Annotated in this window: 12 protein-coding genes; 2 read left to right on the top strand and 10 right to left on the bottom strand. The window is 54.8% G+C overall.

All coding sequences use genetic code 11. The features are described 5' to 3' along the window. Nucleotides 1-68 precede the first annotated feature (68 nt). The gene (locus tag HVX72_RS09400; protein ID WP_181823059.1) at nucleotides 69-2258 is read left to right on the top strand and encodes a TonB-dependent siderophore receptor; all 2190 of its coding nucleotides are present in this window, start codon (nucleotides 69-71) and stop codon (nucleotides 2256-2258) included. A 57-nt stretch (nucleotides 2259-2315) separates the two neighbouring features. Here HVX72_RS09400 and HVX72_RS09395 read toward each other — a convergent pair whose 3' ends face one another. The 8 genes from HVX72_RS09395 to hinT form a co-directional block, all read right to left on the bottom strand. Then, entirely contained in the window at nucleotides 2316-2855 is a 540-nt protein-coding gene (locus HVX72_RS09395) for a glycine zipper 2TM domain-containing protein (RefSeq protein WP_060571338.1), read from the bottom strand. Between the two features lie 201 nt (nucleotides 2856-3056). Then, nucleotides 3057-4361, bottom strand: a complete 1305-nt coding sequence (gene ndh, locus HVX72_RS09390) for an NADH-quinone dehydrogenase (RefSeq protein WP_042283686.1) — start codon at nucleotides 4359-4361, stop codon at nucleotides 3057-3059. Nucleotides 4362-4608: 247 nt separating this feature from the next. Continuing rightward, entirely contained in the window at nucleotides 4609-5151 is a 543-nt protein-coding gene (gene ycfP, locus HVX72_RS09385) for an alpha/beta hydrolase YcfP (protein ID WP_042283688.1), read from the bottom strand. Nucleotides 5152-5172: 21 nt separating this feature from the next. Next, nucleotides 5173-6198 carry a beta-N-acetylhexosaminidase gene (gene nagZ / locus HVX72_RS09380; protein WP_042283690.1) on the bottom strand — a complete coding sequence of 342 codons (1026 nt, stop codon included), beginning with the start codon at nucleotides 6196-6198 and terminating at the stop codon, nucleotides 5173-5175. A 10-nt stretch (nucleotides 6199-6208) separates the two neighbouring features. Next, entirely contained in the window at nucleotides 6209-7033 is an 825-nt protein-coding gene (thiK, locus tag HVX72_RS09375) for a thiamine kinase (protein WP_181823058.1), read from the bottom strand. After that, nucleotides 7014-7658 carry a penicillin-binding protein activator LpoB gene (lpoB, locus tag HVX72_RS09370; RefSeq protein ID WP_181823057.1) on the bottom strand — a complete coding sequence of 215 codons (645 nt, stop codon included), beginning with the start codon at nucleotides 7656-7658 and terminating at the stop codon, nucleotides 7014-7016. The genes thiK and lpoB overlap by 20 nt, the downstream gene beginning before the upstream one ends. A 10-nt stretch (nucleotides 7659-7668) precedes the next feature. Then, nucleotides 7669-8043, bottom strand: coding sequence for a YcfL family protein (locus tag HVX72_RS09365; RefSeq protein ID WP_042283698.1), 375 nt, complete (start codon nucleotides 8041-8043; stop codon nucleotides 7669-7671). Nucleotides 8044-8045: 2 nt separating this feature from the next. Beyond that, complete coding sequence (gene hinT, locus HVX72_RS09360) at nucleotides 8046-8405, bottom strand: purine nucleoside phosphoramidase (RefSeq protein ID WP_042283701.1); 360 nt, start codon at nucleotides 8403-8405, stop codon at nucleotides 8046-8048. Between the two features lie 348 nt (nucleotides 8406-8753). On the opposite strand from hinT, the gene fhuE reads away from it, so the two are divergent. After that, nucleotides 8754-10949, top strand: a complete 2196-nt coding sequence (fhuE, locus tag HVX72_RS09355; protein WP_181823056.1) for a ferric-rhodotorulic acid/ferric-coprogen receptor FhuE — start codon at nucleotides 8754-8756, stop codon at nucleotides 10947-10949. A gap of 98 nt (nucleotides 10950-11047) precedes the next feature. Here the strand turns inward: fhuE and ptsG are convergent, their stop codons facing one another. Both ptsG and HVX72_RS09345 read right to left on the bottom strand, forming a co-directional pair. Further along, on the bottom strand, nucleotides 11048-12481 hold the full coding sequence (gene ptsG, locus HVX72_RS09350; RefSeq protein ID WP_042283707.1) for a PTS glucose transporter subunit IIBC: 1434 nt from the start codon (nucleotides 12479-12481) through the stop codon (nucleotides 11048-11050). A gap of 293 nt (nucleotides 12482-12774) precedes the next feature. Continuing rightward, a complete protein-coding gene (locus HVX72_RS09345) occupies nucleotides 12775-13572 on the bottom strand; it encodes a metal-dependent hydrolase (RefSeq protein WP_060571342.1) in 798 nt (265 codons plus the stop codon). Nucleotide 13573: the final 1 nt, after the last annotated feature.

The raw sequence follows: 13573 nt of genomic DNA, 5'->3' as shown, positions 1-13573 counted from the left end.
TGTAACAGCCGGAGCCTGCCCGGCAAGAAGAACACCACTTTTACAGATATTTTCAGAAGGGAATGCGAATGAATAAGCGTCTTTGGGTGCTCAACCCAGTCCTGCTTGCGTTAACCCTGCCTGCAACGGCAGCGACGCAAACAGAAGAAGAAAACCTCATCGTCAGCGCTAACCGGAGTCAAAAAACGGTGGCGGAAATGGCGCAGACCACCTGGGTGATCGAGGGTCAGGAAATTGAACAACAGGTTCAGGGCGGCAAAGAGTTTAAAGATGTGCTGGCGCAGTTGATCCCCGGTATTGATGTCAGCAGCCAGGGACGAACCAACTATGGTATGAATATGCGCGGGCGCGCGCTGGTCGTGCTGATTGATGGCGTACGCCTTAACTCTTCGCGTACCGACAGCCGACAGCTGGACGCCATCGATCCGTTCAACATTGCCCACATTGAAGTGATTTCCGGCGCGACGTCGCTCTATGGCGGCGGCAGTACTGGCGGCCTGATCAACATCGTGACCAAAAAAGGCCAGCCGGAACGCGAAGTGGAACTAGAACTGGGTGCTAAATCGGGCTTCAATAACAGTAACGATCGTGACGAGCGCGTTGCCGCCGCGGTCAGCGGGGGGACGGATCGCGCCTCTGGCCGTCTCTCTGTCGCCTGGCAGCGCTTCGGCGGCTGGTACGATGGCAACGGCGATGCGCTAATGCTCGACAATACGCAAACCGGCTTGCAGCACTCCGATCGTCTGGATGTGATGGGTACGGGCACTATTGAGATTGACGACAACCGTCAGCTACAGCTGGTGACCCAATATTATAAAAGCCAGGGCGATGACGATTACGGCCTGTATCTGGGCGAAAATATGTCTGCCGTCACTGGTGACGGTAAAGCCAGCACCCGTAGCGGACTCAGCGCCGATCGCATCCCCGGAACAGAGCGTCATCTGATTAGCCTGCAATATTCAGACGCCGACTTCTTCGGTCAAAATCTGGTCAGCCAAATTTATTACCGTGATGAATCGCTGAAATTTTACCCCTTCCCGTCGCTGACCAGGGGTCAGGTCACCAGCTTTTCTGCCTCGCAGCAGGACACCGATCAGTACGGCGCCAAAATTACCCTCAACAGTCAGTTGATGGATAACTGGGAACTGACCTGGGGTATCGATGCGGATCACGAGACCTTCGACGCTACTCAGAAATTTTTCGACCTCGCATGGTCGCTTCCCTCCGGCGGCATGGACAACCGTACGGCCTATACCACCGGACGTTACCCCGGCTACAGCATCACTAATTTCGCGCCGTTCCTGCAAAGCAGTTATGACATCAACGATATTTTCACCCTGAGCGGCGGCATCCGCTATCAATGGACTGAAAACCGGGTTGATGATTTCATCGGCTACGCGCAGCAGCAGGGGATCGCCAATGGGCTGGCGAGTTCTGCCGATGCGATACCGGGCGGCAAAACCGATTACGATAACGTCCTGTTCAACGCCGGGCTGCTTGCGCATCTGACCGAACGCCAGCAGGCGTGGTTCAACTTTTCCCAGGGCGTCGAATTGCCGGATCCGGGGAAATACTATGGTAACGGCACCTATCAGTTGGTAGGCGATCATTACCAGCTTCAGCGCAGCGTAAACGTCGCTGACTCGCGTCTGGAAGGGATCAAAGTCAACTCCTATGAACTGGGATGGCGCTATACCGGCGACAGTCTGCGCACGCAACTGGCGGCCTATTACTCTACTTCCGACAAATCCATTGTGATTAACCGCAGCGATATGACCATTCGCGTGGAACCTGACGACCGCCGGATTTACGGCGTGGAAGGCGCTGTGGACTATTTCATTCCTGACAGCGACTGGAGCCTCGGCGCAAACTTCAACGTACTGAAGTCTGAAGTGAAGCAAAACGGGAAATGGGAAAAATGGGATGTGACGCTGGCCTCGCCGTCAAAAGCCACCGCCTGGGTGGGTTGGGCGCCAGAGCCGTGGTCATTGCGGGTGCAAACCCAACAGTCTTTCGATCTGACGGATGCCAGCGGTAATAAACTGGATGGATACAATACCGTTGACGTTATCAGCAGTTATCAGCTCCCGCTGGGTAAACTGACCTTCAGCATCGAAAACCTGCTGGACGAAGACTACACCACCCTCTGGGGACAGCGCGCGCCGCTGCTGTACAGCCCAACCTACGGCAGCCCATCGCAGTATAAATACAAGGGCCGCGGGCGGACCTTTGGCCTGAACTACGCGTTAACTTTCTGATAAAAAAAGCCCCTCAGCCTGAGCGAATGAGGGGCTAATCAGCAGAGTACAGCTTTTTTATGCTTTGTTATTCAGAATCAACTGGCCGTTGTTATCCAGCGGAATTTGTGTACCCGGATCTTTATCCATCCGGATTTTGCCCTGCTGATCGCCGATCTTGTAGGTCACGTCGTAGCCGAGCATTTTTTCCGATTTGTCATAGACGGTTTTGCAACGCTGCTGCGTAGAGGTGTAGGTGTCGTTTTCCTGCATTGATCCCTGGATCTGGTTACCCGCGTAACCACCGCCCAGCGCCCCGACAACAGTGGCGACATCTTTGCCACGGCCCCCGCCAAACTGATGACCAATCACTCCGCCAGCCACTGCGCCAAGAACAGAACCGGCGATACGGTTTTCATCCTGGACAGGTCTGCGGTGGGTCACCGTGACGTTACGGCACTCCTGACGTGGGGTCTTAATGGTTTCTTTGATAGGTGTTGCAGAAACCACTTGCGCATACTGCGGGCCGCGATCAAAGACGTTCAGACTGGCCACCGCCGCCACGCCCAGCGCAGCAGCTACGCCAATCCCTATACCCGCCAACATTGATTTATTCACGGGAAATCCTCCTTCTTTGCTATTGGTAACAATATTGCAACTAAAGCAAGCAGAAGCCCATCAGATTGCGGATGAAAATATCGTGGGTTGACCTTAAAACAGCATGATTCAGAGAACTCTGAGGAGAGCAACAGGAATATCCAGTGTGCAGAACGGCGCAGACGCCCAGCGCCGCCATTGGCGACACTGGGAGGAAGGTAATTAATGCAGCTTCAGACGCGGACGGATAACGCGGTTAATACTGCCCACCAGCATCATCAACCCGGTTTTGAAGTAACCGTGCAGTGCAATCTGGTGCATCCGGTACAAAGAGATGTACACGAAGCGGGCAATGCGCCCCTCGATCATCATCGAACCTTTGGTCAGGTTCCCCATCAGACTGCCAACGGTAGAAAAGTTAGACAACGAAACCAGCGAGCCATGGTCTTTATACTGGTATGCCTTCAGCGGTTTACCGTTCATTTGCGCCAGAATGTTATTCATCGCGCAGGTCGCCATCTGATGCGCAGCCTGGGCGCGCGGTGGAACAAATCCGCCTTCCGGACGCGCGCAGGAAGCACAGTCGCCAATCGCATACACGTCAGGATCGCGGGTGGTTTGCAGCGTGGGCTCCACCACCAGTTGATTAATACGGTTGGTTTCGAGCCCGCCGATCTCCTTCATGAAGTCCGGCGCTTTAATCCCTGCCGCCCAGACCATCAGGTCGGCTTCAATGTATTCGCCGTCTTTCGTGTGTAAACCGCCCGCGTCGGCGCTGGTCACCATTGTCTGGGTCAGTACGCGGACGCCCAGTTTGCTCAGTTCATTATGCGCCGCGCCAGAAATGCGTGGCGGCAGCGCAGGCAGGATGCGCTCGCCCGCTTCCACCAGCGTGACGTTCAGCGCTTCGTTGGTCAGCCCTTTGTAGCCATAGCTGTGCAATTGTTTCACTGCGTTATGCAGTTCAGCCGAAAGCTCAACGCCGGTTGCCCCACCGCCGACAATGGCGATATTCACCTTGCCGTTCGCGCCGAGGTTAGCGGAATACTTCAGGAACAGGTTAAGCATTTCCTGATGGAAACGGCGCGCCTGATGCGGGTTGTCGAGGAAGATGCAATGCTCTTTCACGCCCGGCGTGTTGAAATCGTTAGAAGTACTGCCCAGCGCCATCACCAGCGTGTCGTATGCGATTTTGCGCTCCGGCACCAACAGTTCGCCTTTCTCGTCGCGCAGTTCGGCAATGGTAATTGTTTTGGCCTCGCGATCGATATCCATTACCGACCCCAACTGGAACTGGAAGCCGTGATTCCGCGCGTGCGCCAGGTAGCTCAGCGCATCCACGCCTTCATCAAGAGACCCCGTCGCCACTTCGTGCAGCAGGGGTTTCCACAGATGGCTATGATTTCTGTCAACCAGCGTAATCTTCGCTTTTTTCTTGCGGCCCAGTTTGTGCCCCAGTTGCGTAGCCATTTCCAGCCCGCCAGCACCCCCGCCGACAATCACGATCTTTTTCAATGGTGTAGTCAACGCGACCCCCTTAAATGATTAACCATTTGTTAATTAAAAGTTATTAACATAGCCTTTAATTAACAACAGGTTACGACAATGAAAATGTTCTTCGAGAGTGAGAATAACACATGCGGTGCATTGGTCATACCAAAATTGATGTGCATCAAGTTTTGATGCTGAAAAGATAGACACCTTCTGCCATTTCGCCAAAAAAAAACCAGCCCGAAGGCTGGCGGTCAGGACGCGCATACGCAGTGGTTGACGGTCAACCCAGCGTTTTGAACGCTTTGATGCGCTGCAGATGGGGTGAAATATTCTTGAACTTATGCGTCTGTTCTTCATCCCATACAATTTCGTAAAAATGGTGCAGTTCTTCAGAAGAGCGCTGACTGTCAAGCGCTTCGTCATGACGGGAAAGAATCACCAGGCAGCGGTCGCGGTTCTTTTCACGGAAGTTCGTCACGCATTTGGTGGCGATATCGGCGTATTCTTCCGGGCGGTCGATTTTGCCTTCCATGTTCTCATACGGGAACAGGTTCGGATTAAACACCACCTGACGGATGTCGCACAGAAAGCCGATGCGCTCGGCCCAGTAGCCTCCCAGACCCACACCGCAAATCAGCGGACGATCGTCAACGTTAAGCTGCAACATTTTGTCCACTTCCTTCAGCAGATGTTGCATGTCATGTTTCGGATGCCGCGTACTGTAGCTGATCAGCCTGACGTCCGGGTCGATAAACTGCAACTGCAACACTTTTTCGTGGTTACCCGGGCTGTTAGAGTCAAAACCGTGTAAATAGATAATCATCGCACCCTCACCAAACTTGCGTTAATGACCTGCTTTTTCTTCCTGCCAGCGTTCGTGTAACTGGTTGAGCTGCGCGCTGACCTGTTTCCAGCGTGCCGAGTCCATCAGTTCCTGACGAGAAAATGAACCTTTATGATACAAACGTGTAACACGTTCTGCTTTGATCGGCGACAGATTATCCAGCACGCTGACCGCACCTTTACGATTATTGCAGACCAGGATCATATCGCAACCTGCATCCAGCGACGCCTGGCCGCGCTCGGCATAGCTGCCCATGATCGCCGCCCCTTCCATCGAGAGATCGTCGGAGAAAATCACCCCGTCAAAACCCAGCTCCTGACGCAGGACCGTTTTCAGCCAGTGCGACGAGCCGCTTGCCGGACGCGGATCAACCTCGCTGTAAATCACATGCGCAGGCATAATCGCATCAAGTTTGTTGTCGGTAATCAGCGAACGGAACACGGACATATCTTTAGCGCGAATTTCCGCTTCCGGACGCGGATCGGTCGGCGTCTCTTTATGCGAATCGGCGGTCACCGCGCCGTGACCCGGAAAATGTTTACCGGTGGTTTTCATGCCCGCGGCATGCATCCCGTCGATAAAGCGCGTCGCCATCGCCAGCGCTTTTGCCGGATCGGCATGATAGGATCGCTCGCCAATCGCGGCGCTGATATGCCCGACATCAAGTACCGGCGCAAAACTGATGTCGATATCCATTGCTATCATTTCGCTGGCCATCAGCCAGCCTGCGTCTTCCGCCAGTTTGCCGCCCTCTTCCATCCCGTGTAGCGCGGCAAAAGACTGAGCGGCAGGCAGTCGGGTAAAGCCTTCGCGAAAGCGCTGTACGCGGCCGCCTTCCTGATCCACCGCCACCACCAGATGATTGCGCGACGCCGCGCGGATCTGACGCACCAGTTCGCGCAGCTGCGCCGGATCGTGATAATTACGCGTGAAGAGGATCAAACCACCGACCAGCGGATGGGCCAAAATTTCCCGTTCTTCCGCATCCAGTTCAAACCCTTCGACATCCAACATAACTGGACCCACACTGCTCTCCTTAATCCTTCGTTAAAAGCTGCCGCCAGGTTGCGTCGGCCAGCCCGATAAAGTGTTGTTCGCCGGTCTGTCGCCAGCGGTATTCATACCATCCTGCCTTCAGCATCTGTACCCACGGATCCCAGCGTCGGACCTGCTGCCACAGGCTTTCCGGCGACATATTGCCGCGCACCGCATAGTCGTTCACCAGTTGCCGGCGCCGGGCCACATCGTCCATCCACACCGCCGCCAGCTCAAGCGCGATATCGCCGTCCCCGGCGTACTCCCAGTCGATTAACTTCAGCCCCGACTCAGTGTGTACGATGTTCCCGGCGTGGACATCCATGTGCAGTGGCGCCAGACGCAGCGGTTGTGGCTCCCCTTGCTGACGCAAACGTTTTAACCGCCTCAGCCAGCGCGGCGTTCTGCGTGACGGATCGCTGCCTCGCCAGTACTGTTCAAGCAGCGGCAGAAGGTGAATACGCCAACCGAAGCGCGGCTGCTGATGCAGATGATACAGCAAGCCCGCGAGTTCGTCGGTATCCGGCAATTGCGATCTTACCTCGCCGCGCAGATAGTCCACCGCCATCCAGCCGGGAATATACAGACGCGGCTTCGGCGCAAGACGTTCAGGTAGGCGATTAAGAGCACGGTACTGGCGCAAAAATGGGTATCCGCGCGCATCGGGATCGTGATGGCGGCGAAGCACCAGACGCGTTTCGGCGCGGGCCAGGATAACGCTCCCGCCGCTGAGACCGGTCTGACCGTCAGCAACGGGGCGATAATGCGGAAAGAAGCGCGACAAGACCTCGTCGCGCGACAGCGCGTTATTGTTGCTGAACGGCACCTTTACCTGACCAGATTATCTCGCCAGTTTGTACCAGCATTAATTGCATTTGCAGCGATGGCGCATTGACGTTGCCGGCGGCGCTGGAATACAGCACATAGTGCGCGCCAACGTTGCGGGCAATACCGATGGCTTTACTGCGCGTTCCCAGGCTGTCCTGCGGAGAAAGGCCTAGCTGCTGTTTCGCCATCGACAACTGCTGGGCGGAGACCAGCGTAAACTTGCCGTTGTTAGCCAGCGCGTTGCGCAGGGTTTCCGTGGCGTCGCTCGCGTTCAACGACCCGTTTGTCCGGTTGTTGACGCTGTCCACCAGCAGCACGCTGCCCGAGGTTACGCCATCGGCCTGCAGCATTTTAGCCACCATCGGCTGCATGGCACCATTCCAGTCGTAGTGACGAACGCGGGGCGCAGGCGCCGCCGTCTGATCTTCATGCTCAATTGGACCAGGCTGACCCGGGATTTCCGGCACAGAAGGTACGACAGGCGCAGGCTGCTGAGGCTGCGCGGGCTGCTCCGGCACCGGTTTGACTTCTTCCACTGGCGCAGGCTCTCGCTGCGCCACACAGCCGGAAAGCACTATCGCCAGCCCGACTAACAGCGCATAGCGACTCAATTTACTCTTCAAGATTCACCCCTTACAAAAAAAGATAAAGTCTGACTTTGTGCGCCCCCAGATAATTGGCGCTGCCATAGAGCGTGACCGACGAACGCGCCGGAACTGTCACGCTGCGTGGCGCTTCCAGAGGATGCATTTCTAATCCTCTGGCGTCATACCAGTAAAAACGATAATGAACGGTAACGGGCTCTTGCCTTTCGTTGTACAGCACTGAGGACGCGGAAGGCTGAAGATCAGAGGTCCTCAACGACGGCGGCTGCGCCGTGATCCCCGCAGCCAGCAGCGTTGATTCCATCACCAGAGACTGCTCGTCGCTGACCGGTATTTCAGGATGCGAACGACACCCCGCCAGCAGCAGCAGTCCCAGCGAAAGCGCAAGGCATCCTTTTTTCATCATTACAGCCCTTTATGCGCAAGCATAGGCCCCAGCGCGCGGCCCCCCAGCAGGTGCATGTGGATGTGATACACCTCCTGGCCGCCGTGACGGTTAGTATTCATAATCAAGCGATAGCCATCTTCTGCGATGCCTTCCTGCGCAGCAATTTTCGCCGCTACGGTGATCATCCGTCCCAGCGCCTGTTCATGCTCGGCAGTGACATCATTGACCGTCGGGATCAGAATATTGGGGATAATCAGGATGTGGGTGGGCGCCTGCGGTGAAATATCCCGGAATGCGGTAACCAGTTCATCCTGGTAGACAATGTCTGACGGGATTTCACGACGAATAATTTTGCTGAATATAGTTTCTTCTGCCACGACGTTTTCCTTTTCTTAAAATTGCCATGCGTGATGCCATGCTACGCTGAGCCACACTGCCAGTATAGAGTATGATCGACTTAAAGCCGCTCTTTCAACCTTAAGCCACGATTTCTTAAGCAAAAAACGCGCATCGCCGTACAGGTTCTCTGCTTTCCCCTCCCCGCGTCGTCTAAAAGTTCTGAAACAAGATTTCAGAAAGCCTGTAACCTCTGTTTACACAGTGAATATGAATGCGTATATTTCGCATTTGCATTTTCATGCGCAATGATAAGCCAGACAATAAAAAAGGGTTCATCGCCGCCCCGCGCAGCCTGAATCACTATCTTCACTATTAAGGGTTTTCTCATGTCTTTCATCACACACCGTAGGGACGAACAGCGCCAACCTGCCGCAACCCCATCGTTGCTGGCAGCCTGTATCGCAGTGGCAATGATGCCCTCCGCAAGTTTCGCAGCTTCCGTTACCGAAGATACCGTCATTGTGGACGGTTCCGTCCCGGACATTTCTGATGCCAGCGATGAACACGATTACAGCGTAAAAACCACCAACGCCGCCACGAAAATGGCAATGACGCAGCGCGATATTCCGCAATCGGTAAGCATCGTCAGCCAGCAGCGTATGGAAGACCAACAACTGCACACTCTCGGCGACGTGATGGATAACACGCTGGGAATTAGCCGAAGCCAGGCGGATTCAGACCGCAGCAGCTATTATTCGCGCGGGTTTGAGATCGACAATTATATGGTCGACGGTATTCCTACGTACTTTGAATCGCGCTGGAACCTCGGTGACGCGTTGTCCGACACCGCGCTTTTTGAACGCGTGGAAGTGGTGCGCGGCGCCAACGGTCTGATGACAGGAACCGGCAACCCGTCGGCCTCCATCAATATGATCCGCAAGCATGCCACCCGTCGGGAGTTTACGGGAGATGTTTCTGCGGAATACGGCAGCTGGAATAAACAGCGTTACGTGATGGATCTGCAAAGTCCGCTTACGGATGACGGAAATGTTCGCGCGCGCGTCGTGGCCGGTTATCAAAATAATGACTCATGGCTGGATCGCTACAATAGCGAAAAAACCTTCTTCTCCGGTATTCTCGACGCGGATTTGGGCGAGAGCACCAGCCTGGCGGCAGGTTATGAATATCAAAAAATCGATGTGAACAGCCCGACATGGGGCGGCCTGCCGCGCTGGAACACCGACGGCAGCAAAAACAGCTACGATCGCGCCCGTAGCACAGCGCCGGACTGGGCTTACAACGATAAAGAGATCAACAAGGTTTTCGTCACACTCAAGCAGCGCTTTGCCGATACCTGGCAGGCAACAATGAATGCCACTCACTCTGAAGTGAAATTCGACAGTAAGACAATGTATATCGATGCGTTAGTCAATAAAGCCGACGGTACGCTGGTTGGCCCTTACGCCAGCTATGGCCCCGGTTTTGACTACGTAGGCGGTACCGGCTGGAACAGCGGTAAGCGTAAGGTCGACGCGGTGGATCTGTTTGCCGACGGCGGCTACGACCTGTTTGGTCGTCAGCATAACCTGATGTTCGGTGGTAGCTACAGTAAGCAAAATAACCGCTATTTCAGCTCGTGGGCGAATGTTTTCCCGGACGAAATTGGCAATTTCGCTGACTTCGACGGCCATTTCCCACAAACTCAATGGACGCCGCAGTCGCTGGCCCAGGATGACACCACGCATATGAAGTCGTTGTATGCCGCGACCCGTGTTTCTCTGGCTGACCCGCTGCATCTGATCCTCGGCGCGCGCTACACTAACTGGCGTATCGACACCCTGACCTACAGCATGGAGAAAAACCATACCACGCCGTATGCCGGTCTGGTTTATGACATTAACGATAACTGGTCTACCTATGCCAGCTACACATCGATCTTCCAGCCGCAGAACAAGCGCGACAGCTCGGGTAAATACCTTTCCCCCATCACCGGAAATAACTATGAGGTGGGCCTGAAATCTGACTGGATGAATAGCCGTCTGACCACCACCCTGTCTCTGTTCCGCATCGAGCAGGACAACCTTGCTCAGTCCACCGGTTCACCTATCGCCGGGAGCAACGGAGAGACCGCGTATAAAGCCGCGAACGGCACCGTCAGCAAAGGGGTCGAATTTGAGATCAACGGCGCGATCACCGATAACTGGCAGATGACCTTTGGCGCAACGCGCTACCTCGCTGACGATAACGAAGGCAATGCGGTGAATCCGTATCTGCCGCGCACGTCGGTCAAACTGTTCACCCGTTATCGCCTGCCGGCGATGCCAGAACTGACCGTTGGCGGCGGCGTTAACTGGCAGAACCGCGTCTACAGCGATACTGTCACGCCATACGGCACTTTCCGCGCGGAACAGGGCAGCTATGCGCTGGTGGATCTTTTCACCCGCTACCAGGTGACCAAAAACTTTTCGTTGCAGGGTAACGTGAACAATCTGTTTGATAAAACCTACGACACCAACATCGAAGGGTCTATCGTGTACGGCGAACCGCGTAACGTGAGCATCACCGCCACGTATCAGTTCTGATGTAGCTGCCGGACCCTGTTCGGCTTTTCATACGCACCGATCAGGATGTAAAAAAGGCAGCCATGCGGCTGCCTTAGTTCTCCCCAACGTCTTACTGCTTAGCTGTTACGGATATATTCATCCATTTCCGTTTTCAGGTTATCGGATTTTGTACCGAAAATCGCCTGAACGCCAGAACCCGCAACAACCACGCCTGCCGCACCCAGTTTCTTCAGGCCAGCCTGATCCACTTTCGCGACGTCAGCCACGCTGACACGCAGACGGGTAATACACGCGTCCAGGTTGGTGATGTTTTCTTTACCACCAAATGCCGCCACCAGTGCCGGAGCCATTTCGCTGGTCGCGCCCGCTTTCGCGTCGTCAGTGCTGTCTTCACGACCCGGCGTTTTCAGGTCCAGCGCCTTGATCAGAACGCGGAAGACGGTGTAGTAAACGATCGCATAACCTGCGCCGACAATCGGGAACAGCCACAGTTTGCTGCTGTTACCGGACAGGACGATAAAGTCGATCAGACCGTGCGAGAAGGAAGTACCGTCACGCATACCCAGCAGGATACAGATTGGGAACGCCAGACCAGCCAGGATCGCGTGGATAATGTAAAGGATCGGCGCAACGAACATGAAGGAGAACTCGATCGGCTCGGTGATACCGGTCAGGAACGAGGTCAGCGCTGCGGAGATCATGATACCGCCCACTTTCGCGCGGTTTTCCGGTTTAGCCGAGTGCCAGATGGCGATAGCCGCCGCCGGCAGACCATACATTTTGAACAGGAAGCCGCCGGACAGTTTGCCCGCCGTCGGGTCGCCCGCCATATAGCGAGGAATATCGCCGTGGAAGACCTGACCTGCCGCGTTGGTGTATTCGCCGATCTGCATCTGGAAAGGAACGTTCCAGATATGGTGCAGACCAAACGGCACCAGGCAACGCTCAATGAAGCCGTAGATACCAAACGCCACAACCGGGTTCTGGTAAGCCGCCCACTGCGAGAACGTCTGGATAGCCGTGCCGATAGGCGGCCAGATAAAGGAGAGGATCACGCCGGTAAAGATTGCCGCCAGGCCGGAGATGATTGGCACAAAGCGCTTACCAGCAAAGAAGCCAAGATACTCAGGCAGCTTGATGCGGTAGAAACGGTTGAACATGTACGCCGCAATCGCACCGGAGATAATCCCCCCGAGAACACCGGTATCCGCAAGGTGTTTTGCTGCGATCTCTTCAGCCGGTAAATGCAGAACCAGCGGCGCAACCACGGCCATGGTTTTCACCATGATGCCATAGGCAACCACCGCCGCCAGAGCGGACACGCCGTCGTTGTTGGTAAAACCAAGCGCGACACCGATAGCGAAAATAAGCGGCATGTTTGCAAAAACAGAACCGCCTGCTTCTGCCATGACATGCGAGACAACGGCTGGCAGCCAGCTGAAGTTTGCGGAACCGACGCCCAGCAGGATACCTGCGATAGGCAATACGGATACCGGCAGCATCAGCGATTTACCGACCTTTTGCAGGTTAGCAAATGCATTCTTAAACATAATTAGGAGTGCTCCTGAGTATTGGTGTTTTTCTACGTTTTCACGCATTAGCAAGGGGGGAGAGCCTCGCCGTGGACAGGGCATCTAAGCGCCCTTTATTTATTACACAGAGTAAAATAAATCAGCTTATTTTTGTTTGACGACCATCACGTTTCAACTCCGCCCGGTGCCATAAGTTGCACATTTTGACAAAAATCGTTTCATAATGTGTCAAGCTGTTCATTCACCGCCCAGTTTGTGGCGGTGAACTTTACTCGCTTTGCTGATTAATTACGAGCTTTAAAAAAACTCGCTTAAGAGGCGGATTGCAGGCGGGACGCGTCGATATGGAACAGGCGGGCAAAGTTATCGGTGGTGATTTGCGCCAGTTCTTCAACGGCAACACCCTTCAATACGGCCATGTATTCCGCAACATCACGTACCATTGCCGGCTGGTTCTCTTTGCCACGGTGCGGAACCGGAGCGAGATAAGGAGAATCCGTCTCCACCAACAGGCGATCCAACGGCACGTAGCGTGCGGCATCGCGTAACTGCTCGGCGTTACGGAAGGTCACAATACCGGAAAAGGAGATATAAAAGCCTAAATCCAGTAATTTACCCGCCGTTTCTCTGTCTTCAGTAAAACAGTGTAGTACGCCACCGCAATCCGTCACCTTTTCATTACGCAGAATCGCCAGCGTGTCGGCGCGGGCGTCACGAGTGTGCACAATCACCGGTTTGTTCAGCTCACGGCCAATCTGAATATGATGAATAAATGACGCCTGCTGACGAACCTTCGTTTCGGGGGTGTAATAATAGTCCAGCCCGGTTTCCCCCATCGCCACAACGCCCTCTTCTGCCGCCAGTCGCCGCAGTTCTTCCACTTCGAACGGCTCATCCTGGTTAAGCGGATGTACGCCGCAGGAGAACACCACGTTATCGCGCTCACCCACCAGCTCGCGCATCGCGCGGTAGCCTGGCAGCGTGGTCGCCACCGCCAGACAGAACTTCACATCGCGTGCGGCGGCTTTCGTCAGCACATCGTCCACGTCCTTATGCAGAGATTGATAATCCAGGCCATCAAGATGGCAGTGCGAGTCGACTAAAAACATA

The sequence above is a fragment of the Citrobacter sp. RHB21-C05 genome (assembly GCF_013889015.1).
In the GTDB taxonomy this organism is placed as follows: Bacteria; Pseudomonadota; Gammaproteobacteria; order Enterobacterales; family Enterobacteriaceae; genus Citrobacter_A; species Citrobacter_A sedlakii.
Note: the sequence above shows the minus strand (reverse complement) of the source record. Positions and strands in the feature narration are given on the sequence as shown.